This window comes from Aminithiophilus ramosus (genome assembly GCF_018069705.1).
GTDB classification, from domain to species: domain Bacteria; phylum Synergistota; class Synergistia; order Synergistales; family Aminithiophilaceae; genus Aminithiophilus; species Aminithiophilus ramosus.
On record NZ_CP072943.1, the window covers coordinates 1,425,942 to 1,448,679 of the forward strand.

Annotated in this window: 17 protein-coding genes, 6 tRNA genes and 1 pseudogene; 20 read left to right on the forward strand and 4 right to left on the reverse strand. The window is 60.5% G+C overall.

Annotated features, from left to right (window positions below):
• The first annotated feature begins 14 nt into the window (after positions 1-14).
• A pseudogene (locus KAR29_RS06435) lies at positions 15-1,579 on the forward strand (IS3 family transposase).
• A gap of 67 nt (positions 1,580-1,646) precedes the next feature.
• Here the strand turns inward: KAR29_RS06435 and KAR29_RS06440 are convergent.
• The 4 genes from KAR29_RS06440 to KAR29_RS06455 all read right to left on the reverse strand — a co-directional run bounded on the left by KAR29_RS06440 (position 1,647) and on the right by KAR29_RS06455 (position 4,619).
• The gene (locus KAR29_RS06440; RefSeq protein ID WP_274374782.1) at positions 1,647-2,597 is read right to left on the reverse strand and encodes an ABC-three component system protein; all 951 of its coding nucleotides are present in this window, start codon (positions 2,595-2,597) and stop codon (positions 1,647-1,649) included.
• A gap of 964 nt (positions 2,598-3,561) precedes the next feature.
• Entirely contained in the window at positions 3,562-4,065 is a 504-nt protein-coding gene (locus KAR29_RS06445; RefSeq protein ID WP_274374783.1) for an AAA family ATPase, read from the reverse strand.
• 364 nt (positions 4,066-4,429) lie between these two features.
• A tRNA-Asn gene (locus tag KAR29_RS06450) sits at positions 4,430-4,505 on the reverse strand.
• A gap of 40 nt (positions 4,506-4,545) precedes the next feature.
• A tRNA-Cys gene (locus KAR29_RS06455) sits at positions 4,546-4,619 on the reverse strand.
• Positions 4,620-4,810: 191 nt separating this feature from the next.
• Here KAR29_RS06455 and KAR29_RS06460 point away from each other — a divergent pair.
• The 19 genes from KAR29_RS06460 to KAR29_RS06550 all read left to right on the forward strand — a co-directional run bounded on the left by KAR29_RS06460 (position 4,811) and on the right by KAR29_RS06550 (position 22,735).
• Positions 4,811-6,124: an ISNCY family transposase gene (locus KAR29_RS06460; protein ID WP_274372702.1), complete on the forward strand. Its 1,314-nt coding sequence runs from the start codon at positions 4,811-4,813 to the stop codon at positions 6,122-6,124.
• Between the two features lie 353 nt (positions 6,125-6,477).
• Positions 6,478-6,563, forward strand: a tRNA-Leu gene (locus KAR29_RS06465).
• A 13-nt stretch (positions 6,564-6,576) separates the two neighbouring features.
• A tRNA-Met gene (locus tag KAR29_RS06470) sits at positions 6,577-6,653 on the forward strand.
• A gap of 1 nt (position 6,654) precedes the next feature.
• A tRNA-Met gene (locus KAR29_RS06475) sits at positions 6,655-6,731 on the forward strand.
• A gap of 63 nt (positions 6,732-6,794) precedes the next feature.
• The gene (locus KAR29_RS06480) at positions 6,795-7,709 is read left to right on the forward strand and encodes a hypothetical protein (protein WP_274374784.1); all 915 of its coding nucleotides are present in this window, start codon (positions 6,795-6,797) and stop codon (positions 7,707-7,709) included.
• A 154-nt stretch (positions 7,710-7,863) separates the two neighbouring features.
• Positions 7,864-8,088 carry a hypothetical protein gene (locus tag KAR29_RS06485; RefSeq protein WP_274374785.1) on the forward strand — a complete coding sequence of 75 codons (225 nt, stop codon included), beginning with the start codon at positions 7,864-7,866 and terminating at the stop codon, positions 8,086-8,088.
• 7 nt (positions 8,089-8,095) lie between these two features.
• Entirely contained in the window at positions 8,096-9,412 is a 1,317-nt protein-coding gene (tilS, locus tag KAR29_RS06490) for a tRNA lysidine(34) synthetase TilS (RefSeq protein ID WP_274374786.1), read from the forward strand.
• The gene (gene hpt / locus KAR29_RS06495; protein WP_274374787.1) at positions 9,393-9,929 is read left to right on the forward strand and encodes a hypoxanthine phosphoribosyltransferase; all 537 of its coding nucleotides are present in this window, start codon (positions 9,393-9,395) and stop codon (positions 9,927-9,929) included. The genes tilS and hpt overlap by 20 nt, the downstream gene beginning before the upstream one ends.
• Positions 9,930-9,962: 33 nt before the next feature.
• The gene (ftsH, locus tag KAR29_RS06500; protein WP_274374788.1) at positions 9,963-11,879 is read left to right on the forward strand and encodes an ATP-dependent zinc metalloprotease FtsH; all 1,917 of its coding nucleotides are present in this window, start codon (positions 9,963-9,965) and stop codon (positions 11,877-11,879) included.
• Positions 11,880-11,994: 115 nt separating this feature from the next.
• Entirely contained in the window at positions 11,995-14,028 is a 2,034-nt protein-coding gene (uvrB, locus tag KAR29_RS06505) for an excinuclease ABC subunit UvrB (protein WP_274374789.1), read from the forward strand.
• Positions 13,952-16,789 (forward strand): excinuclease ABC subunit UvrA, encoded by a 2,838-nt coding sequence (gene uvrA / locus KAR29_RS06510; protein WP_274374790.1) that lies wholly within the window; start codon positions 13,952-13,954, stop codon positions 16,787-16,789. Before uvrB ends, uvrA begins: the two co-directional genes overlap by 77 nt.
• A complete protein-coding gene (rlmB, locus tag KAR29_RS06515; RefSeq protein WP_274374791.1) occupies positions 16,779-17,576 on the forward strand; it encodes a 23S rRNA (guanosine(2251)-2'-O)-methyltransferase RlmB in 798 nt (265 codons plus the stop codon). Before uvrA ends, rlmB begins: the two co-directional genes overlap by 11 nt.
• Before the next feature lie 14 nt (positions 17,577-17,590).
• Positions 17,591-17,665, forward strand: a tRNA-Val gene (locus KAR29_RS06520).
• 88 nt (positions 17,666-17,753) lie between these two features.
• Positions 17,754-18,146: a holo-ACP synthase gene (gene acpS / locus KAR29_RS06525; protein WP_274374792.1), complete on the forward strand. Its 393-nt coding sequence runs from the start codon at positions 17,754-17,756 to the stop codon at positions 18,144-18,146.
• On the forward strand, positions 18,143-19,681 hold the full coding sequence (locus KAR29_RS06530; RefSeq protein WP_274374793.1) for an NAD(P)H-hydrate dehydratase: 1,539 nt from the start codon (positions 18,143-18,145) through the stop codon (positions 19,679-19,681). Before acpS ends, KAR29_RS06530 begins: the two co-directional genes overlap by 4 nt.
• Positions 19,682-19,902: 221 nt before the next feature.
• The gene (gene tsaE, locus KAR29_RS06535; RefSeq protein ID WP_274374794.1) at positions 19,903-20,415 is read left to right on the forward strand and encodes a tRNA (adenosine(37)-N6)-threonylcarbamoyltransferase complex ATPase subunit type 1 TsaE; all 513 of its coding nucleotides are present in this window, start codon (positions 19,903-19,905) and stop codon (positions 20,413-20,415) included.
• Between the two features lie 6 nt (positions 20,416-20,421).
• Positions 20,422-21,084 (forward strand): tRNA (adenosine(37)-N6)-threonylcarbamoyltransferase complex dimerization subunit type 1 TsaB, encoded by a 663-nt coding sequence (gene tsaB / locus KAR29_RS06540; protein WP_274374795.1) that lies wholly within the window; start codon positions 20,422-20,424, stop codon positions 21,082-21,084.
• A gap of 218 nt (positions 21,085-21,302) precedes the next feature.
• Positions 21,303-21,623, forward strand: a complete 321-nt coding sequence (locus tag KAR29_RS06545; RefSeq protein ID WP_274372953.1) for a (2Fe-2S)-binding protein — start codon at positions 21,303-21,305, stop codon at positions 21,621-21,623.
• Positions 21,624-21,637: 14 nt separating this feature from the next.
• Complete coding sequence (locus tag KAR29_RS06550; protein WP_274372952.1) at positions 21,638-22,735, forward strand: NAD(P)/FAD-dependent oxidoreductase; 1,098 nt, start codon at positions 21,638-21,640, stop codon at positions 22,733-22,735.
• Positions 22,736-22,738: the final 3 nt, after the last annotated feature.

Sequence of the window (22,738 nt, forward strand, 5' to 3'; positions counted from 1 at the left end):
AGGAGGTGCGCCCCATGAACCACTACAGTCCCGACGTGAAAGAGCAGCTTGTCAAACGAATGATGCCCCCTGAGAACGCCTCCCTCTCGACTCTGGCGCGTGAGACGGGAATCAGCTTCGAAACGCTCAGGCAGTGGAGGAAGAAGGCCCGTATCGAGACAGGTTCGCCCGTCCCCGGCAACGGCCGTCGCCCTCAGTCCTGGTCCCCCGGCGACAAGCTTCTCGCCGTCCTGGCCACGGCGGGGATGAACGAGACGGAACAGGCCGAATACTGTCGATCGAAGGGTCTTTACGTCGAGGAGATCCGTAGCTGGCGCGAGGCTTGCCTCGACGGCCTCGCCGCCGGCCGGGACAGAGACAACGTCAGGGAGCTGCGCGAGGAACTCACGTCGCACAGGGGACGCCTGAAGGAGCTGGAGCGGGAACTTCGGAGAAAGGAAAAGGCCCTGGCTGAAACGGCGGCCCTGCTCACGCTGCGAAAAAAAGCCCAGGCGATCTGGGGGGACGACGAGGACGGTATCTGAGCCTCCCCGATCGCCAGGCGGCCTGCGACCTCGTCCGAGAAGCCTGCCGCCAGGGAGCCCGCAGGGAAAAGGCCTGCGCCGAGCTGGGCCTCACTCTCCGCACCTTCCAGCGCTGGACCAGGGAGGGACAGGTCGCCGAAGACGGCCGCAGGAAGGCGAATCGCCCCAAGCCCCGCTGGAGCCTCACGGAAGAGGAAATCGAAACGATCCGCTCCGTCGTCGACAGCGAAGAGTTCGCCGACCTGCCCCCGAGTCAGATCGTCCCTATCCTCGCCGATCGGGACATCTACCTCGCCTCGGAATCGACCTTCTACCGCATCCTCCGGTCCACGAATCGACAGAACCGTCGCGGCCGGTCCCGAACCGGCTCGCCCAAGGTACCGACGACACACGAAGCCAAAGGGCCCAACGAAGTCTGGTCCTGGGACATCTCCTGGCTGCCGGGCCCCATCGTCGGGCTCCACTACTACCTCTACCTCATCCTGGATATCTACAGCCGCAAGATCGTCGGCTGGGAGATCTGGGAGAGGGAATCGGAAGACCACGCCTCCGAACTCGTCACCCGCGCAGTCGTTTCGGAAAAGACCTTCACGAAACCGCTGGTCCTCCACTCCGACAACGGCAGCCCCATGAAGGGCTCGACCTTCCAGGCCCGCCTTGCGGCCCTGGGAATCCTCTCCAGCAGAAGCCGCCCGAGAGTGAGCAACGACAACGCCTACTCGGAATCGCTCTTTCGGACCTACAAATACCGCCCCGCCTTCCCGTCGCAGGGATTCGCCGGCCTCGAAGAGGCCCGGAAATGGACGGCCGCCTTCGTCCGCTGGTACAACGAAAAGCATCGCCACAGCGCCATCGGCTTCGTCACCCCCGACGCCCGCCACAGAGGCGACGACGTCGAGATCCTGAAGAAAAGAAAGCTTCGCTACGAAAAGGCCCGATCGGCCCACCCCGAACGGTGGAGAGGCAAAACCCGCCGATGGGAATCCATCGGTCCCGTCTTCCTCAACCCCGACAGATCGGGTAAGGAGGAAAAAGCGGAGAAGGACCCCGGCTGAACGATCGCGAAGGAGATGCCGGAAGAGGAAATGTCAACCTGATGCATGCATGACTCTTGGGCGACAACTATATTGACAAACACCGGCTCTCCAGCTCGCCAACGAGGAGCAACTCTTCGCGTATCCAACGGGACCGCTGGGCAAAGGCCCTGTAGTAATCGCGGATAGCCGCCAGGATTCGCCCTGTACCTACTCCAGCGAGCCGAACCTGGTGGACAAACACCGCATTGTCGTAGGCGTTCGCTTCAGTCTCTTTCTCAAGGATATCGCGGTCCACGGGCAATGCGTCGCGGTTGAACTGCTCCCGGAGATCATGCCACTCGCCTTCAAGTTCCGAACTGAAGATGGGCGGCGAGGTTCCGTCCACGAGTTGGCGAAGGGCGCGCCCGAACCACCACCCTTCGAGCCGCTCGACAAATCCGTCGAGGTGTTCACGACGCACGACCAACCGCGCCTCCGCACGAATGGCATCCCCCACGTCGGTAATATTTGGCGCCTTTGGAGCGATTATGACTGTGCTTAGAAGTTCCTGCTTCTCCGAGGCGGAAAGAGCCCTGAAGAGAGTGTACGCCGTTTGGTTGGTGTCGCTCGTCGAGGTCGCCGCGGTTTGTTCCAACAGCCTCGACGCCTCGGGTACATCGCGTTCGCAAGCCAGTAACCGGCTGGCAGCAGCCCCAGCACCAACGTCGCTGGTTGTGATGAGAAACAGACGAGCATCGGCAGGGATGGCACCATTGGACCGCCCCTCCATCCAAACGCGAAGCGATTTCCACAAATCAGGGCTGGCGTCGGTCAGATTAGCGGCTCGATCGGAGTGGTGTTTCAGCTGCAGCAACTCGATGGCTGAACCTGTTGTCTCGAATACAACATCATCTAGGGTCTCCAAATACAACGCAAAGGAGGCAGCCTGTGCGAAACGCTGTAAAGAGAGACACAGAGCCAGTCGCACTTGGTACAGGTATCCTAGCGCTGAATTGGCCGCTGAGAAATCCGTCGGCTTGCCAAAACTTGACGCCATCAGTCAATCTCCTTCGACGACTTCTTAAAAATTCGACCTCAATTATTGCCTGTCGCAAAACACTGGAGCTTCCTGTCCGACGTGACACCGTGCGAACGCCGCAAACTTAAGCGGTGTTTGTCAAGAAATTTGTCGCTCAAGTCTCTTGCATGCATCAGGCTGACTTTCTCTCCTCCGCCGTCTCCCTCGCGTCGGTTCCGTCCGGTTCCTTTTCCTCCCCACCCGATCCGCCGGGGTTGAGGCAGACGGGGCCAACAGGCTCCCGTCGGGGAGGTTTGCCTTTCCACCATGCGGGGTGGGCCGATCGGGCCTGTTCGTGGCGAAGCTTCCTTTTCTTCCGTTATCGGAGCCAACGACGATGCGGACTGTCTGGGGTTCACCCTTTCGGAAAGACCGGCGCTCCGGGGTCCAGTCCCTGAAGAGGCGATCGAAGCGCCTGTTCCTGAAAGGCCGTCGATCCTCTTCTTGCCCTTCCTCCAGCCACGCACAAACGACCTCCGCCACGGAGGCAACACCGATCAAAATCTTTTCCCTAAATTTTCTTCTAATATAAAAACAAGTCAGCTGATTGTCAACAGTTTCACCCGCTTCGCGCGTCTCGTCGCGAGGGGTGCCATGGCGGGCTTTTTTCAGAGGGGAAGGGAGATCCCGCGAGGGGTTTCGCAGAGGGGCCGGTCGCGGAGAAGTCGGCCACGAGCCGCCCGCATTCCGGCGCAAAAAACCGGAGAGGGCAGCCTCTCGGGCGGCCCCGGCCGAGGAGGTTCTCGGGCGGTGAGCGGATGAGGCGTCGCCGGCGGCGCTGCGATGTTCGGCGGTCCGGCCGCTGACTTCGCCGACCTTGACGAAGGGAGTTCCCTCCAGGGCCCACGCCCAAGGCAGCCTGGCCTCTTCGCCCGGACCGCCGCGACAGGACGCCGCTCCGATCAGGACCGGGAGGGCACAGGGACGGCGGCACGTCCGGCCTTCATCGGGTTTGCAGGATCAGGTCGCGAACCTCCTCGGCGGTTTCTGTCGGCGTCCGGCCCGTCGTGTCGACGAGCTCCGTCCCCAGATGCGCATACAGCGGCAGCCGGGCGAGGCTGCGCCTCATGTCCTCTTCGCTTCGATGGTCGGACTTCATCCGCCGGAGAAGTTCCTCCTCGGAGCAGATCAGGCTGAAGCGACGGGTCTCCCGATCACAGGGGATCAGCCCGGCCTCGACTTCGTCGATGATCGCCCTTTCGTGGAGGACCCAGTCGAAAAACACGATTTCGAATTCGTCGTTGCGGAGGAAGTTGTTCAGCAGAAAGACGATGTTCTCCATGACCATCTGCCGGTTCCTCCCCGAGAAAGACCAGGGGTGCATGGTCCAGCACCAGTCGCCGTCGAGCCAAAGGGATCGGTCGAACATCCGGTACAGCTCCCGGCAGGTCGTCGTTTTTCCGACTCCCATGGTGCCGCCGATCAGGATCAGCGTCTTCGGGGCCATCAGGTCAGGTCGCATGACGGATTCGGGCTGCGTCGACACATCACCGGGCAGATTTCCCCCTTGCCCTCCCCGCTTTTTCACAACCTCCGGCTCCTTTCCGTCGCCTGGCCCAGGCAGGCGTTCTCGTTGCGCCCTGTCAGGAATTCTCCTGAAGGTCGGTCGTCGAAGGCTTCAGGCGCCACTTGCATCGTTTTTCCGTCAAGGTCGTGGAGGGGTTCCGTCCGGCAAGGCCGCCGGGGAAGGTCGCCGCCGCGCCGACCTGGGCCTGGAGCGGCGTTCCGTCGCTCAGAATCGTCGGGCCGGAAAACGCAAAAGCGAATGCCGGCCGCCTTTGTGAAAAGGCCTGCCGGCATCCGATGTCTTTTGGCTCCTCGGGCAGGACTCGAACCTGCAACCTAGTGGTTAACAGCCACCCGCTCTGCCTATTGAGCTACCGAGGAATGCTATGAAGCTGGAGGCGTCCGCCGAGACCAGAAATGTTGGAGGCGGCACCCGGATTCGAACCGGGGATGAAGGATTTGCAGTCCTCTGCCTTACCACTTGGCTATGCCGCCTCATGAGACTTTCCGCGAGTCAGCGTCAGGACTCATCGAACACCCCAGGACGCGCTACAGGAGCCATTCTAACGCCCCTGATGGGCTACGTCAAGGCCGTCGGGACCGGTGTGTGTCGCCGGACAATGGTATTGTCACTCGTGAAGAGGACAGGGAAAATGTCACTTATGACGACCAGGAGAGACCTACTCATGAAGACAAAAGAAGCAAGGCGCTTGGGGTTGGTGGAAGAGGCTGTCGCGGGCAACCTGACGGTTCAGGAGGTGGCCGATCGGCTCGGTCTGAGCCGCCGTCAGGTCTTTCGGCTCAAACGACGCTACCGGGAAGAAGGAGCGCAGGGGCTCCTGCACAAGGGACGAGGCAAACCGTCCCGGCGCAGAATCTCTCAGGAGACACGGGATTTCGTCGTCAGTCTGGCCAAGGGTCTTTACAGGGATACGAGCTGTCAGCACATGGCCGAACTCCTTGCCGAAGAGCATGATCTCGTGCTGAGCGCCAAGAGCATCGCCCGTTTCCTTCGCGCGGAGAACCTGTCCCTCGTTCATCGCCACCGGGCCCCGAAGCGGCGTTCCCGCAGGGTCCGACGGTCCCGACGAGGCGATCTGGTCCAGATGGACGCCTCTCCTTTCGATTGGTTCGAGATCGGTGAGCGTTGCACTCTCCACGGCGTGATTGACGATGCCACAGGAGAGGTCCTCGGTCTGTGGATGGCCAGGAATGAGTGCCTCTTCGGCTACTTCCGCGTGCTCCGTCAGATGCTTGATCGCCACGGCGTGCCTCGCGAGCTTTACGCCGACCGCCACACCATCTTCCTTTCTCCCAAGTCGGAAAAACTGACGATCAAGGAGGAGCTGGAGGACTCGGCGCCTGTAACCCAGTTCGGCCGCGCTCTGGAGGCTCTCGGAACTCGCTATGTCCCTGCAGGGTCTCCCCAGGCGAAGGGGCGGATCGAAAGGCTCTGGGGAACTCTTCAGGATCGTCTCGTCGTCGCCTTCCGACGGGCCGGAGTGAAAACGATCGAAGAGGCCAACGTCCTGCTCGCCGCCTACCCGGGAGAGGTCCATAACCCGAGGTTCGCTCGTCCTCCCGCAGAGGGGGCATCTGCCTTTCTCCCTCCGCCGGACGGACCCGCTCTCGATCTCCTCCTGACTCGCCAGACCGACCGGAAGGCCTCGGGAGACTCGACGATTTCCCTCGACGGAAAACAGTACGCCCTGATAGGCCCCCGCAGACGCCCCCTGCTTCTTGCCAGGGGACAGGCGGTCAAGGTCATCGAGAAGCTCGACGGGAAACTCCTGGCTCTTGTCCATGACGGGCTCTACGATCTCGCAGCCGTCGACAAAGAGCCCCCTGCGACTCCCCCGCCTGTCATCGAGACGAAGACAGGCACTCCATGCAAAACGAAGAAGCAGAGGAAGCCGGCGGCAGACCATCCCTGGCGACAGAATCCCGCTCCTCCTGCCGCGGCGGTCGGCTCCGAGCAAGGGACGGGTTCCCCTCCCTAGAAGGACATCCGCCGCGGAGGAAAGCCAAGGCGGGCTGTTGACGGGGGCGATTTCAGCCCCTCGAAAGCGACACTTTCATTGTCCCTCAGACCCTCTTTTTAGATGACATTTTTAGTGTCCCTTGACACGAGGCGGCCCGAACCAGCAGGCTACGCAGGAGAAACTCCGCTGGATCCAGGGACTCAAAATCCGCTTGAATCACCTCGCCGGTGCGGATTCGAGGCAACCGTCTCAGCTGTACAGACGATTCCCGGCCGGGCCGATGGAAGCTTTTATCCTGTTCTACCTACGGATCCAGGGGAAAAAGAGACTCTTGACGGCTTGTCCAAGGCCCCCTATAATGTTCCCTGCTGGCCGGGCTGGCGGAAGGGTAGACGCACGGGACTTAAAATCCTGTGGACGCAAGTCCGTGCGGGTTCGATTCCCGCGCCCGGCACCAAGGAAGTCAACGTCGCGGGGTGGAGCAGTTTGGTAGCTCGTCGGGCTCATAACCCGAAGGTCGCAGGTTCAAATCCTGCCCCCGCAACCAGGGCGGTGTAGCTCAGATGGCTAGAGCATGCGGTTCATACCCGCAGTGTCACTGGTTCGATTCCAGTCACCGCCACCAGCGTTCAAAGCGAGGCCCCTGGGGCCTCGCTTTTTTCATCGGATTCGCATTGAGGTGAGATGAATGTCGAGCGAAAGGGAAGACCGGATCGATGCGCTTCTGGATGAGGCTTACCAGTCTAAAGACTGGGAGGAGACCCGTCGCCTGGCCCTGAAGGTTCTCGAGCTGGATTCCACCCAAGTGGAGGCTCTGGTCCTTCTTGCCGATGCGTCGGAAGAGGAGGCGGAGCAGATTGCTCTTCTTCGTAGGGCTCTTTCCCTTCTCCCCCCCATCGATAAGGGAGGAAAAAAGAAGGTGACGCAGGAGGAGAGAGAGCTGCGGGCCACGGTTCTGGAGCGGCTTGGCGTGGCTCTTCTGCTCGTCGACCCCGAAGAGGTCCTCCTCCATGCGGCGGAATCGATACAGGTCGATCCCGTCGAGTGTGAGGTCGGGCGATCCCTGACCTATGCGGCGCTTCTTTTGCTCCATCGCGGCGGCGATGTTCTGCAGGAATACTTTCAGGACCAGAGCGAATTTCCGGCCCGATTTTACGGAAGGGCCCTTGCCCTTTATCAGATGACCGGGAAAGGCGAGCCCTTTTTCGTCGCCCTTTGGGAGGCTCTCGCCAAGGAGTCGGATATCGCTTTCTATGCCCTCGGCCTTTGGCCCGATCCCTCTCCCGACAAGGAGGAGGAGTGGGAGTATGTGCGTCTGTCGTCGATCCTCATCACGCCCTGGTGGCACGATGAGGAGGCCTACGCCTGGCTCCTGACGGCGACGGTCCTCTTCGGTTACCTGACGGACCGGATTCCCGACGAGATCTTCGATGAATTGAGGCCCGATCTGGCCGAAAGCGGTTTTCTCGACAAGATGAATCAGTGCCTGGGCGAGTTTGATGCCCTTCTGCGTCCTCTGGGCGAGCTCTCCGTGGAGGCCATCGACGGCCTCGCTCTCGACTATCTCTCGAAGCGCCGATTTTCGGAACCGCTCTGGATTTGAGCCGATGGACAAGGCCCCTTTCTTGTGATACAAAACCCCCATGGGGTTTTCTGGAGAGGAATCGCTTCCCCCATCTTGAGGTGTATATGCCCTTTTCCGAGAGGGGCCTCTTTGTGTCGATGAACGGTGAGTTTTCCGCACGGAGGTGTCTAACATGAGCCGAGCCTTCATCAAAGAAGATGACGGCCAGATTAATTTCGTCGATCGCGAGCAGGCGAGAAGGGAAAGAGAGGAGAGACTGGGCCTTCTCATCCGAAAGATCGACCACCTGAGCAGCGCCGAGGCGGTCTCCCTCGATCCTTTCAAGAAGGAGGCCATGCTGGCTAGGATCTGCCGGGAACGGGAGGAACTGGAGGCCCTTCTTGAAAGGGACAAGTGAACCCCCGTTGCCAAGAGCCTCCTTAAAGCTTAAAGACATCCACCGAAGGTTTCGCGATGCCGGCGAAAGCCAGGGATGGTGGAGGGATCGAGGGCCTCTGGTCGCCGCCGTTTCGGGAGGCGGCGATTCCATGGGACTCTTGGTTTTGCTGCATCGTTTTTGGCGAGGCCCTGTCGTCGTGGCCCACGTGGAGCATGGCATCAGGGGAGGGGACTCCCTTGAGGATGCCCGCTTCGTCCAGGCCATGGCTCTCAAGCTGAATTATCCCTCTGTCGTGGTCTCCGTCGATGTTCCTCGGCAGAGGCGACGGGGCGAGAGCCTTGAAGAGGCTGCAAGGCGCCTTCGCTACGAGGCTCTGGAGAAGGTCAGGCAGGATTGGCTGGCCTCATGGGTCCTTCTTGCCCATCAGGCTGACGATCAGGCCGAGACGGTGCTTTTCCATCTTTGTCGAGGGACGGGGCTCCGTGGCCTTATCGGAATCCCGTCCCTGCGGCCTCCTTTCGCCCGACCGCTTATGGCCTTTTCCGGATCCGAACTGAGGGTTTTCCTCGAGCGGGAGGGTTTTAGCTGGGTCGAGGACGGGACAAACAGCGATTCTCGGTATGCCCGCAATCGGATTCGCAATGAAGTCCTTCCGCTGATGAGAAGAACCCTCAATGCCCGTGTCGACGAACACCTCGCTGCGTTGGCCCGCGAGGCGGCGGAGTTGGCTGTCCGTATGGAAGAGCGGAGTCGGGCTCTTTTGGGGGAGCTGAGATCACCCTTTCCCGGTGCCTTGCGTTCCTGGCTCTGGGAAAAAGCCAAGAGGCTCTCGCCCTTCGAGCGATGTGAAGCCCTCCGTGCCGAGGCGCTCTCTCTGGGATGGCCCTCTCTGGACCGGGGGAGGACGGAATCGCTAGCCGGACTGGTCGGCAAGGGAGGACGTTGGACCTTTCAGTGGAAGAAGGACCTCCAAGTCCTCTGCGGCCAGCGGTGGATAACCTGGACGAGCGGGCGTTTCCCGACCTTTCCTACCCGGAAGATCCCCTCGGGAAGAGGGCTCTACCAGGGTCCTTTCTGGACTTTGTCTTGGGAAAACGCTTCAGGGGCCTTTCCCCTTCTTTCTCCCCTCGGTGATCGGGCTGCGGAAGAAACAAAGGGAAAAATTCCCTGGTGGCTTCGCGAGGGGTGGCCCACGATCGTCCAAGGAAGTACAATGATCTGGTGCCCTTTCTTCGGCGGAGAGGCCGAGCTTGCAGCCGAACCGTCGTCGGGCCTTGCCTTGCGCCTGCAGTGGTCCATTGAGGGGAGGAGTCGATTAAGGAATGAACTACAGACTTTCTGACGTGCTCATCGACGAGCAGCGCCTACGTGGCCGGGTCCGTGAGATTGCCGACGAGATCGGCCGCGAACATCGGGGCGGAGAACTGATCGTCATCGGTGTCCTCAAGGGGGCCGTTCTCTTTTTGTCGGATCTGATCCGAGAGATGGATGTCGACATCTGTGTGAAAATTGATTTCATGGCCGTCTCCTCCTATGGGGCTTCGACGAAATCGAGTGGTGTCGTCCGCATCGTGAAAGATCTTGATACGGACATCAAGGGCAAGGATGTCCTTCTCGTGGAGGATATCGTCGACAGCGGACTGACTCTGTCCTATCTGACACGCCTTCTCAAGGAGAGGGATCCGCGGTCCCTCAAGACCTGTGTCCTTCTCGATAAACCCGACAGGAGGCAGGTGGCGGTCAGGGTCGATTATCGCGGTTTTTCCATTCCCGACGAATTCGTCGTCGGTTATGGCCTGGATTACGCGGGGCTGTGGCGGAACCTTCCCGCCATTTATACCCTGCGGACGGAAGCCTGAAGCTAGCGACGGAGACGGAGGGGTGGAAAGAGTTTGAAGCGACTTGCAAAGAATCTGGGGCTCTACCTGGTGCTCATCGTCCTGGTCGTGAGCCTTGTCAACGTGTTTCTGTCTCCCGTGCGGGGGCCGGAGGAGCTGAAGACCCTCACCTACAGCGAGTTTATGAAGTCCGCCGAAGAGGGGCGGGTCCGCCATGTGGCTCTGGAGGACGGGTCTCTCAAGGGCGAGATGCGGGACGGGAGCGGTTTCAAAACCTATATCGTCGGCGTGGGAGACCTGGCCCGCGATCTTGCGGCGAAGGGAATCGACGTCGAAGTGGTGCCGCCGACGAAGGCTCCCTGGTGGTCGACGATGATGACCTCCCTTTTCCCGACGTTGCTCCTGATCGGTGCCTGGATCTTCATTCTCCATCACATGCAGGGCGGAGGAAGCAAGGTCATGAACTTCGCCAAGAGCAAGGCGAAGATGTTTCTCGACAACCGTCCCAAGGTGACCTTCGAGGAGGTGGCTGGCTGCGACGAGGCGAAAGAAGAGCTTCAGGAGGTCATAGAATTCCTCCGCGAGCCGGGAAAGTTCGTCAAGCTCGGGGCCAGGGTCCCTCGAGGTGTCCTGCTTCTGGGACCTCCGGGGACGGGAAAGACGCTTCTGGCTCGAGCCTCGGCAGGGGAGGCCGACGTTCCCTTTTTCAGCATCAGCGGGTCCGACTTCGTCGAGATGTTCGTCGGCGTCGGCGCCGCGAGGGTTAGGGATCTCTTCGAGCAGGCCAGAAAGATGCAGCCCTGCATCGTCTTCATCGACGAGATCGATGCCGTCGGCCGACAGCGTGGGGCGGGGCTCGGCGGCGGCCACGACGAGAGGGAGCAGACGCTGAACCAGCTCCTCGTCGAGATGGACGGCTTTGACGCGACGACGGGGATCATCCTCATCGCCGCCACGAACCGGGCCGATATTCTCGACCCGGCCCTTCTGCGTCCCGGTCGTTTCGATCGCCACATCGTCGTCGATCGTCCCGACGTGCTGGGGCGCCAGGCGATCCTCAAGGTCCACACGAAGGAAAAGAAGCTCGACGAAGGTGTCGATCTCGATGTCCTGGCGAGGCGGACGCCGGGATTTGTCGGCGCCGATCTGGCCAACCTCGTCAACGAGGCAGCCCTCCTTGCGGCGAGGAGATCGAAGACGATGATCGGCATGAGCGAACTGGAAGAGTCCATCGACAGAGTTCTGGCAGGTCCCGAGCGGAAAAGTCGCGTCATGAGCGCGAAAGAGCGCCGTATCGTCGCCTTTCACGAAAGCGGCCACGCTCTCGTCGCCAAGCTGATCCCCGGCGCTGATCCGGTTCACAAAATTTCGATCATACCTCGAGGCTCCCATGCCTTGGGATACACGCTTCAGCTTCCCGAAGAGGACCGATTCCTCGCCTCGAAACAGGAACTTTTCGGCAAGATTTGTCTCTTGCTGGGAGGGCGCGTCACGGAGGAAATTGTCTTTGGCGACGTAACGACGGGAGCTCAAAACGACCTTGAGCGGGCCACGGGGATTGCCCGTCAGATGGTTACGCAGTTCGGCATGAGCGACAAGGTCGGTCCCATGACGTTGGGCCGGAAGCAGCACGAGGTCTTTTTGGGGCGCGACATCGTCGACGACAGGAATTACAGCGAAGAGGTGGCCTTCGTCGTCGATCAGGAGGTCCGATCCATTCTCGAGGGGGCCTACGGGAAGGTCCGGGAACTCCTGACGGAGAACAGGGACAAGCTGGATCGGCTGGCGGAGACGCTCCTCGAAAAGGAGGTCATTGAGGCGGGCGAGCTTGGCGCCATCCTCAATCCCGAGAGCCTCGAGGTGGGCGAGTCGGCTGTGGAGACGCCTCCCCCTGCGGGAGAAGAACAGATCTCTCCGGATCTCTCTCGTCCTGCCTCTGCAGGATTGAATCCCTCGGTGGAACCGGCCTGAACGGAGAATTTGGGGTCCTCTCTGGTGTCGGGGGCGCTGCCGGTTCTGATGAACCCGGCTCGCCCCTGGCTTTTTCCCTTGCCGGGTCCGATGTCGTCGGAGGGGAGGGATAGCCGTGATCGGAGGTTTTCGCCTTCAGGCTCCTTGGCCCCCCTCGGGCGACCAGCCGGAGGCCATCCTTCGGCTGGTCGAGGGCCTCGGCAGGGAGGAACGCTACCAGACTCTCCTGGGCGTGACGGGCAGCGGTAAAACTTTCACGTTGGCCAATGTCGTCGCCCAGGTTCAGCGTCCCACTCTCGTCATCGCCCATAATAAAACCTTGGCGGCCCAGCTCTACAGCGAATTTCGCTCCTTTTTCCCCGACAACGCCGTCGAGTACTTCGTCAGCTACTACGATTACTATCAGCCCGAGGCCTATGTGGCCGCTCAGGACCTCTACATCGAGAAGGATGCCTCCATCAACAGCCGCATCGAGAAGTTGCGCCTGGCGACGACGAAGGCCTTGCTCGAGCGCCGTGATGTCCTTGTCGTCGCCAGCGTTTCCTGTATTTATGGCCTGGGCAAGCGTAAGGCTTACGAAGAGGCCGTCTTTCGCTTTCGCGTCGGCGAGGAAATCGATCGCAGGACTTTCCTCCTCCGCCTTGTCGAGATCTACTACGAGCGCAACGATGTACTTCTTGAGCCGGGAAAATTCAGGGCCCGAGGCGATGTCATCGAAGTTTTTCCCGCTTACAGCGACAGGGCGCTGAGAATTTCCTTTTTTGACGACGAAGTGGAACGCATCGAGGAAATCGAGGCCATGACGGGCAAGGCCGTTCTTTCCAAAATGGCGGGGGCCATTTTCCCTGCCAAACATTATGTGACGACGAAAGAGGAGATCGCCGTTGCCCTTTCCTCGATCGAAGCCGATCTGGTGGAGAGAACGGCCCGTTTCAAGCGAGAGGGAAAGCTTCTCGAGGCCCAGCGGCTTGAGATGCGGACGCGCTATGACATGGAGATGCTCTCCGAAATGGGCTACTGCTCCGGCATCGAGAACTACTCCCGCTACCTTGATGGCCGCGAGCCCGGCGAGCCGCCGGGGACGCTGCTCGATTTCTTCCCCGACGACTTTCTCCTCGTCATCGACGAATCGCATATCACCCTTCCCCAGATTCGCGGGATGTACAACGGCGACAGGGCCAGAAAGGAAGTCCTTGTCGACTACGGTTTTCGCCTGCCGGCCTGTCTCGACAACCGTCCCCTGCGCTGGGAAGAGTTCCAACAGTTTATGAGGCAGGCCATTTTCGTGTCGGCGACGCCTGGCGATTGGGAACGAGAGATATCGTCGAGCCTCGTCGAGCAGGTCGTCAGGCCTACGGGTGTCGTCGATCCCGAAATCGTCGTCTCTCCCGCGAGCGGGCAGGTCGACGATCTCGTCGGTCGTCTCAGGGATGTCGTGGCAAGGGGAGAACGTGCCCTCGTCACGACGCTGACGAAGAGGGCTTCGGAGGATTTGGCCGAATATCTGGCCGAGCTCGCGTTTAAAGTGCGCTATATCCACTCAGAGCTGGATGCCTTCGAGAGGGCCGACCTTCTCCGCGACATCCGCAAGGGGACCTTCGATGTCCTCGTCGGAGTCAACCTGCTGAGAGAGGGTATCGATCTGCCTGAAGTCTCGCTTGTGGCCATTCTCGACGCCGATCGAGAGGGTTTTTTGCGCTCCTACCGCTCCATCGTTCAGATGACGGGACGGGCGGCACGGAATGTGGGCGGACTCGTCGTCCTTTACGCCGATGTCCTCACCGGGAGCCTCACTGCGGCGATCGATGAGACGAACCGACGGAGAGCGGTACAGAAAAGATACAACGAGGAGCGGGGGATCACCCCCACCACGATACACAAACCCATCGTCAACCTTCTGCCAGAGGAGCTTCTGGAGGAGCCGGGGAGGGGGGCTTCGGACGGCGCCCTCGCCGAGCTTCCCCTTGAAGACATGGAAAAGATGATGTGGGCCGCCGTGGAACGCCTTGATTTCGAGGAGGCGGCCCGGTTGAGAGATTCCATCGCTCAAGCCAGAGAGGGAGACATTGATCGTGTCGCAAGTCATCGAAGTCCGCGGAGCAAGAGAGCACAATCTAAAAAATATCGACGTCGTTCTTCCCCGAAATAGACTTGTCGTCGTCACCGGTCCCTCGGGGTCGGGCAAGTCGACGTTGGCATTCGACACGATCTACGCCGAAGGCCAACGTCGTTACGTCCAATCCCTTTCGGCCTATGCCCGGCAGTTTCTGGGCGTATTGAACCGTCCCGCCGTCGACGACATTTCCGGCCTTTCTCCGGCCATCTCCATCGAACAGAAGGGGGTCTCTCACAACCCCCGTTCCACGGTGGGAACGGTGACGGAAATCTACGATTACCTCCGTCTCCTTTTCGGCCGGGCGGGCACGCCCTACTGCCCCGATTGCGGCTGCCCCGTGGAGCGTCACTCTCTCGACGAGATCGTCGAACATGTCCTTCACTCTTTCGAGGGGGAAAGGGTCGAGATTCTGGCTCCTCTGGTGAAGGGAAAGAAAGGCGAACACCGTAACGTTTTCCTGCGGGTACGACAGAAGGGCTATATGAGAATCCGTGTCGACGGAACGGTCCTCTGGCTCGAGGAAGAGATTTCCCTCGACAAGAACCGTCGGCACTCCATCGAGGTCGTCGTCGATCGTCTCAAGGCCGAGAAGGATCGGCGCGACCGTCTCGGAGAGGCCGTCGAAGCCGCTCTTTCCCTCAGCGGCGGCGAGGTCCTCCTCGTCATTCCGGGCCGAGCCGAGGAGCTCCTGACGGAAAAGGACGTCTGCACTCGCTGTGGCTTCTCCCTTCCGGAAGTGGAGCCCCGCCTTTTTTCCTTCAACGCTCCTCAGGGAGCCTGTCCCGATTGTTCCGGGTTGGGAAGTCACGAACATTTCGACGAGGAGATGGCTGTCGATCCCGATCGATCCGTCGTCGACGGAGCCCTTCTCCCCTGGAAGAAGAACCATTACATGTTGAATCGCCTCACGGCCTTGGCCACAAACCAGGGTTGGGATCTCTCCCGTCCCTACAGGTCCCTGCCTCAAGCGGTCCGAGAGGCCATCCTTCACGGTCACCCGGAAAAACTCGACCTCACCTACCGGGAAAGGGGGGAGGAGTTTCCCTACAGGGGGCGTTACGAGGGGCTTCTCGTCTGGCTCGAAAGACGATGGAGCGAAACAGAGTCGGAAACCGTCAAGGAGGAACTGGCCGGATTCCGCGCGGAAGACCTCTGTTCCGCCTGCAGGGGACTTCGCCTCAGAAAAGAGGCCCTGGCCGTGAGGCTTGGGGATTACGGAATCGGTGACATCGTCTCCATGCCCGTCTCGGAGGTCCTGTCCGTGTTGCGGAAGATCTCCCTTGCCCCTGCCGTCGCCCCCGTCGTCGCCCCCGTCGTCGAGGAGGTGGCCAAAAGGCTGAGCTTTCTCGTCGATGTCGGTGTCGGTTACCTGACGCTCCATCGTCGTGCCGACACACTGAGCGGGGGAGAGAGTCAGCGTATTCGCCTGGCCACGCAGATCGGCTCCAAGCTTTCGGGCGTCCTCTATGTCCTCGACGAACCCACGGTGGGGCTCCATCCTCGGGATACGGGACGGCTGCTGAAGACGCTCCTGGCGATCCGTGATCTGGGCAATACCGTTCTTGTCGTCGAACATGACCGCGATACGATGATCGCGGCAGATTACATCGTCGAGATGGGGCCAGGCGCCGGAGAACGAGGCGGTTTCGTCGTCGCCGCCGGAACGGCCCAATCGCTGGCTCGAGGAGAATCTCTCACCGCTCCTTACATCAAAGGGGAGACGTCGGGCGTCGTCCTGCCCGGAGGTGGGAGAAGGAGGCCGCAGGGGTGGCTCACCGTTCGAGGAGCGGCGGAGCACAACCTCTCCGACATCGACGTGGCCTTCCCTCTCGGCACCTTGACGGTCTTGAGCGGCGTTTCCGGCTCGGGTAAAAGCACCCTTCTCTATGACGTTCTCTACAAAGGGCTTCGGCGTCGGATGGACCGGAATTTTCGGGGGCGTGCCGGGCGCCATCGCGACATCGAGGGGCTGGAAGAGCTGAAAAACGTCGTCCTCGTCGATCAGAGTCCCATCGGACGAACCCCTCGTTCCAACCCGGCCACCTATACGGGGCTTTTCACGCCCATCAGAGAGCTCTTCGCTCAATTGCCCGAGGCCAAAATTCGAGGCTACGGTCCCGGGAGATTCAGCTTCAACGTCCGTGGCGGCCGCTGCGAGGCCTGTGGCGGTGACGGCGTGACGCGCGTCTCCATGCTCTTTATGGCCGACGTTTTCGTCACCTGCGATGTTTGCGGCGGCAGGCGCTTCAACAGGGAGACCCTCGATATCCGATATCGTGGAAAGACCATTGCCGACGTTCTCGATATGACCGTCGAAGAGGCGGCCCTTTTCTTCCGAGATCATCGCCGCATCGCCCACCGACTTGATGTCCTGGCCGAGGCCGGCCTGGGATACATTCGTCTGGGACAGTCGGCGACGACTCTCAGCGGAGGCGAGGCTCAAAGGGTCAAACTGGCGACGGAATTGGGAAAACGTTTCAACGGCCAGACGCTCTACCTCCTCGACGAACCGACGACAGGGCTTCATTACACCGATGTGGCCAAGTTGCTTCGCCTTCTTCACCGCCTTGTCGATCAGGGCAACAGCGTCATCCTCATTGAACATAACCTCGATGTCCTTGCCTCCTCGGATTACATCATCGATTTGGGACCTGAGGGCGGTCAGGGAGGAGGTCACCTCGTCGCCGCAGGAGAACCTCAATCGTTACTTGACGTCAGAGGAAGTTTCACGGCCCAGCACCTTCGGGCTTTCATGGAGGAGCAGAAGGGAGGACTTTTCGCCCATGTCGGATAGACCACGGGAAGCACAAGGGCCTCTGCCGCCGGAGGGAGCGGATTTCTGCTGGGGGCGTCATCCTGTCCTGACTCTTCTGGAGGAGACGCCCCAGCGCTGCCTCAAACTCTATGTCGCCAAAGGGGCGGCAGGAGAGGCTGTCTCAAGGGCTCTCGATCTTTGCCGCGAGGCCTCCGTTTCCTTCCAGGTCGTCGATGTCTCCGTCCTCAAACGCCTCTCGCCGGGAGTAAACCACCAGGGGCTTCTCGCCCAGGTGAGTTCTGTCGCTCTCATCCCCTGCGAGAGCTACCTGGATCGTCTTCCGTCGAAGGGACCCGTTCTGATTCTGGCCGTCGATCACGTCCAGGACCCGCAGAATCTGGGCAGCATGATTCGCAGCGCGGAAGTGGCCGGGGCGGAGGCCGTTCTGCTGCCGATGAGAAGATCCGCTCTGCCCACAGGGACGGTCATGAAAGTCAGCGCGGGAGCGGCCCTGCGTCTGCCCCTTCTTTCCGTGACAAACCTTTCGAGGACTTTGAAGCTTCTGACCCAGGACCATGGCTTCTGGTCTGTCGGTCTCGACCACAGAGCCGATCGGACTCTTTGGCAGGAACCTCTGCCCGAACGCTGCGTCCTTGTCGTCGGATCGGAGGGGACCGGTCTTTCTCCTCTCGTCGCCAAGGGGTGTGATGATCGGCGACGTATTCCCATGCACGGAGGGACCGGTTCTCTCAACGTTGCCGTTGCCGCCTCGATTGGCCTTTTCGAATGGCTCAGAGGCGTTGACAAATCCTCTGAAGGCCTGTAGAATGCTGTCTCGTTGGGTGGTTAGTTCAGAGGAAGAACGCTTCCTTGACACGGAAGAGGTCACAGGTTCGATTCCTGTACCACCCACCAATGATCGTTCGAGCCGCTTCCCCACCCTTCGGTGGTGGCAGCGGCTCTTTTGTTTGCCCCAGGATTTCCTTCTCTTCCACAAAAGGAGGTGACCGTTCTGCCCGTCAGGGGAATCGGAGTCGATCTCTGTAAAATCGAGCGTATGCGCCGTTTTATCGGGAAAGAGGCCTTCTTGGCGAGAGTTTTCTCCGAAGAGGAGCGTGACTATGCCCTGGCTCGATCCGATCCGGCGCGTCATCTGGCCGGTGCCTTTGCCGCAAGAGAGGCCTTGGCCAAGGCAGGAGGATGGGGGCTTGCCAAAATCGGCCTCAAATCCCTTTCCGTCCGGCATGTCGACGGCAGGCCCTTTCTCTCCGTAGGCCCCGACCTGCGTCTTCTTTTCGATGAGGCGGGCGTCGAAAGGGCCCATCTTTCTCTGAGCCACGATGGAGACTATGCCGTGGCCGTCGTCCTTCTGGAGGGGAGGGAACCGGCGCGATGAGGGGCCTTTATTCTCCAGAGGAGCTTCGTCATGCCGACTGGAAGGCCATGAACGCCTTCAACATTCCGGGGGCGCTCCTGATGGAGAACGCCGGACGGAACGCGGCGGAGGCGATCGTCCGGCGTTTTCGGGTACCCTCGGCGCTGATCCTTGCCGGCAGGGGCAACAACGGTGGCGACGGCTTCGTCGTCGCCCGTCATCTGGCCCTTCGAGGCCTGTCCGTCGAGGTCATCCTGGCCTCTCCAAGCGAGGTTTTCCGAGACGACGGAGCCCTCAACCTGGCCATTCTTCGCTCTCTTCAGATCCCCTGTCTGGAAAGTCCCTCCCTCGACGAGGGATACCTGTCATCGAAGATCGCCGCATCACCGCTCCTCGTCGATGCCCTCCTCGGAACGGGAGCTTCCGGCGCGCCTCGCGGCGAAATCAGGAGACTCATCGCCCTTTCCGAGGGGCATCGGCAGATCGTCTCACTCGATCTTCCAAGCGGTGTTGACGGGGCGACGGGAGAGGTGCCCGATGTTGCCGTCAGCGCCGCCCTTACGGTCACCTTTGCCGCCTCCAAGCCGGGGCTTCATATCCTCCCCGGTGCCGCCCGGGCGGGGGAGGTCGTCGTCGTCGATATCGGGCTGGAAGCGATGAAGATCCTTCCCCCGCCTCATGTCTTTCTTGCCCGCCCCGACGACCTGGTCCCGTCACTGCTTTGTCCACGTCACGAGTTTCATAAGGGGAGGAGGGGGACCGTCGTCGTTGTCGGCGGCTCCAGAACCTACCAGGGAGCACCGCTTCTGGCCGCCCTCGGCGCTCTGCGGGCGGGAGCCGGAATCGTCCTCGTCGCTATTCCCGAGGATAATCTCGTCGCCGGCGCCTCGTTCTTGCCCGAAGCCGTTTTCGAACCGCTTCCGTCGCGGGGAGAGACTCTTTCGGCGGCATCGATCGACCGGCTCCTTTCTCTGCAGGAAAGGGCAGATGCTCTTATCGTCGGTCCCGGTCTGGGTCGCAGCCCTGACACGAGAGAGCTTGTCGGGCGTCTCTGGCAGGCGTGGGAAAAGCCTCTTCTCGTCGACGGAGACGGCCTCTGGGCTCTCGCTGAGGAGGGAGACTGCCTTTCGAGGCGCGGTGACGCCCTGCTGACGCCTCACGAGGGAGAGGCCGGCCGTCTTCTCGGAGAACAGGCCTCCAATGTGGCCGCCTCTCGACTTCGTTCCCTTTGTCGCCTCTCCGGGCGTTGGGGAACGGTACTTCTCAAAGGATGGGACAGCCTCATCGGCGATGGAGAAAAGACGCACATCGTCTCTCTCGGTTCCCCTTCGCTGGCTGTTCCCGGATCGGGCGACGTCCTGGCCGGGATGATCGGCGCCTTTCTGGCCCAGGGGCAGGAGACGGCGACGGCGGCCTTGGCGGGGACAATCCTGCACGGTCAAGCGGGGCAGGCCTGGACCGCTTCGAAAGGAGTTCACGGCCTTCTCGCCAGAGAAATTGCCGAAACGGCGCCGTCCCTGTTGAAGAGGTTTTCGAATGGCGCCGCGGCGACGTAGGCGGGTTGATTGGGAGGAGGAACGCCGAAAGACGGAGCAGAGCCAAGCCAAAGGGTTTCGCTATTCGGCCCTTTCTTTCTTCATGGTTTTTCTCTTTATGCTCATGATCAAGGTCTTTCATCGAGAGTACTCTCTCGGAGTGCCCATGAGGGTGCTCGGCGCGCTACTGGTAGGTACCGTCGTTCTGTTTATCCTCGTCCACCGTAGGAGGGGGAATCGTCATGGCAAATCGCGTTGATCGCTTGGAGATCCTCTCCCCTTCCGAGGCGGAAACGCTTCGGCTTGGCACCGTTCTCGCTTCCGCCGCCTTTCCGGGATTGACCCTCCTCCTGAGGGGGCCCTTGGGTTCGGGCAAAACGACCTTGATAAGGGGAATCGCCGGTGCTCTGGGAGCTCGTCATGTTCGAAGCCCTTCCTTCACCCTGATCAACGAATACGATGGATACATCCCGATCGTACATGTCGATCTTTACCGGTTGTCTGACGGAGGAGGCGACGAACTCGGGCTGGAGGAATACCTTCTTCGAGACGTCCTGTTGCTTGTCGAATGGCCTGAACGATGGACTTCTCCTCCCTCGGAGGATCTCTGGTCCCTCTCTTTCGACTTCCATGGCGACGGGGAGAAGGGCGGAGGACAACGACGAATCACGATCGAAGCGACGGGAGCAAGAGCTGTGGAGGCTCTGTCCTTTGTGAAATCGGTCCTGAATTCGGAGGGGCCCGAGGGGAGTTGAAAGACCGTGCCATTCGTTCTCTCCATCGACTGCTGCAGCCGATGGACCAATGTCGGTTGTTCCTGTAACGGAACGATTCTGGGTGAGGTTCACCTCAATATCGGACGCAACCAATCCTCTCAGTTGCCCCTTGTCGTTGAAGGTCTCTTGCGGTCCATCGATAAGACCTTTCATGACGTCGATTTTCTCGCCGTCACGACAGGGCCCGGCTATTTTACCGGTCTCCGCGTCGGTGTTGCCTATGCGATGGCTTTGGCCGAGGCGCTCAATGTCCCTGTCGTGCCCGTAAACACTCTGGAGGCCATGATCTTCGACCTCCTTCACGAAGGTCCGCTGTTTCTCCCCCTTCTCTGGGCACGAAGAGACGAGGTGTACGGTGCCATCTACCGGGCATCCGCCTCGTCGTCCACGCCAGAGCCTCTTCTGTCTCCTGTTTTTATTCCTTTCAATCAACTGCTGGAATTTTCTCGAGAACAGAAAAAGAGAGTTCTTTGGGTGGGGGAAGATCTTCATCGCTTTGCCTCTTCGCTTGATGGAGAAAGTATCCTTTCCAACAGAGCGAGCGCTCGGGCAGGCAATGTCGCCCTTCTGGGAGAACGTGACGCTGATCGAGCTCTTCCTGTCGAGAAAATCGTCGTCGATTATTTTCGCGGCGCCGACATGGGTTGAAGGAGCTCGGAGACCTCGCTCAATCGACGAAAAGTTTTCTTTTTTATTTTTTAGATACTCTCTGCATTATTGCCAAAAGAGAACACAAGTGATATATATACAATGTACCGTCTTTCACATGCCTTAATCATCATCAGCGGCCGAAGAGGGGGAAAGAGTGAGGCCGAGCCGGTGTTGCGTCGTTTTCGAACAGCCTTAGGGAGGGGTGTGCGTCTTTCATGGAACTGATCAAGCAGCATCCGATCCTGGAGTTCAGCCATGCCCAAGAGGTGAGTTTCAGCTTCGACGGCAAGGAGCTGAAGGGATTCGAGGGAGAGCCGATCGCGGCGGCGCTTCATGCCAACGGCGTGCGGATCTACCGTGTGACGCCGGAGCGCAAGGAGCCCCGAGGCTTCTTCTGCGCCATCGGAAAATGTTCGTCCTGCTTCATGGTCGTCGACGGAGTCCCCAACGTGCGGACCTGTGTGACGCCGCTGAAGGCGGGCATGAAAGTGGAAACGCAGCACGGGCGGGGCGTCGTGGCCCTGGCCGAAGAATAGGGGGGCGGCTGAAGATGAAGACGACAGAAGTCCTGGTCATCGGCGGCGGTCCGGCGGGACTCTCGGCGGCCCTCGAGGCGGCCTCCCAGGGAGCGCAGGTCACCCTCGTCGACAGCGACCTCCAGCTCGGAGGTCAGCTCATCAAGCAGACCCATAAATTCTTCGGCTCGGAAGACGAACACGCCGGCACGCGGGGTTACAAGATCGGCGACCTTCTCTTCGAGGAACTGGAAGGGCTGAAAGAGCGCATCGACGTTCGCGTCAACACGACGGCTTTGGGTTACTACAAAGAGGACGGCATGATGAGCTTCAGCACGGGAGAAGAGGAATACTTCCGCATCAAGCCGGAGCGGATCGTCATGGCCACGGGAGCGATGGAGCGGCTCATCCCCTTCCCGAAGAACGACCTGCCGGGCGTCTACGGTGCGGGAGCGATCCAGACGCTGATGAACGTCTACGGCGTCACGCCGGGCAAGCGGGTCCTCATGATCGGTGCGGGGAACATCGGACTCATCGTCAGCTACCAGCTGATGCAGGCCGGAGTGGACGTGGCGGGCGTCGTCGAATTCATGCCTAGAATCGGTGGCTACTGGGTGCACGCGGCGAAGATCCGTCGTCTGGGCGTGCCCATCCTGCTGAGGCACACCATCGTCGAGGCCCTCGGCGAGGACGTCGTGACGGGCGCGATCATCCAGGCCGTGGGCGACAAGGGTCTCGAAGGGGAACCCATCAAAATCGACTGCGACATCATCTGCATGGCCGTCGGTCTGACGCCCACGTCGGAACTGCTCTGGCAGGCCGGGTGCGACATGAAGTTCGTGCCCGAACTGTGCGGCTACGTCCCCCGTCGTGACGGACAGATGCGCACGAGCCACCCGCACATCTGGGTTGCCGGAGACGCGGCGGGAATCGAAGAGGCCTCGTCGGCCATGGTGGAGGGTCGTCTGGCCGGACTGGGAGCGGCCCGCAGCCTGGGACACGTCAAAGACAGCGTCTACGACGAGCGTCTTGCGGCCTACTGGCAGCGACTGACCCACCTTCGTGCGGGAGAAGTGGGCGAAAAGATCCGCTGCGGCCTGGACAAATGCTGCTGTGCCTGCTGGGAGGACTAAAAA

Coding starts and splice junctions, on each gene's coding strand:
- KAR29_RS06440 (WP_274374782.1), bottom strand. CDS start 2,597: ATGGCGTCAAGTTTTGGCAAGCCGACGGATTTCTCAGCGGCCAATTCA.
- KAR29_RS06445 (WP_274374783.1), bottom strand. CDS start 4,065: ATGGCCCCGAAGACGCTGATCCTGATCGGCGGCACCATGGGAGTCGGA.
- KAR29_RS06460 (WP_274372702.1), top strand. CDS start 4,811: ATGAAGACAAAAGAAGCAAGGCGCTTGGGGTTGGTGGAAGAGGCTGTC.
- KAR29_RS06480 (WP_274374784.1), top strand. CDS start 6,795: ATGTCGAGCGAAAGGGAAGACCGGATCGATGCGCTTCTGGATGAGGCT.
- KAR29_RS06485 (WP_274374785.1), top strand. CDS start 7,864: ATGAGCCGAGCCTTCATCAAAGAAGATGACGGCCAGATTAATTTCGTC.
- hpt (WP_274374787.1), top strand. CDS start 9,393: ATGAACTACAGACTTTCTGACGTGCTCATCGACGAGCAGCGCCTACGT.
- rlmB (WP_274374791.1), top strand. CDS start 16,779: ATGTCGGATAGACCACGGGAAGCACAAGGGCCTCTGCCGCCGGAGGGA.
- KAR29_RS06530 (WP_274374793.1), top strand. CDS start 18,143: ATGAGGGGCCTTTATTCTCCAGAGGAGCTTCGTCATGCCGACTGGAAG.
- tsaE (WP_274374794.1), top strand. CDS start 19,903: ATGGCAAATCGCGTTGATCGCTTGGAGATCCTCTCCCCTTCCGAGGCG.
- KAR29_RS06545 (WP_274372953.1), top strand. CDS start 21,303: ATGGAACTGATCAAGCAGCATCCGATCCTGGAGTTCAGCCATGCCCAA.
- KAR29_RS06550 (WP_274372952.1), top strand. CDS start 21,638: ATGAAGACGACAGAAGTCCTGGTCATCGGCGGCGGTCCGGCGGGACTC.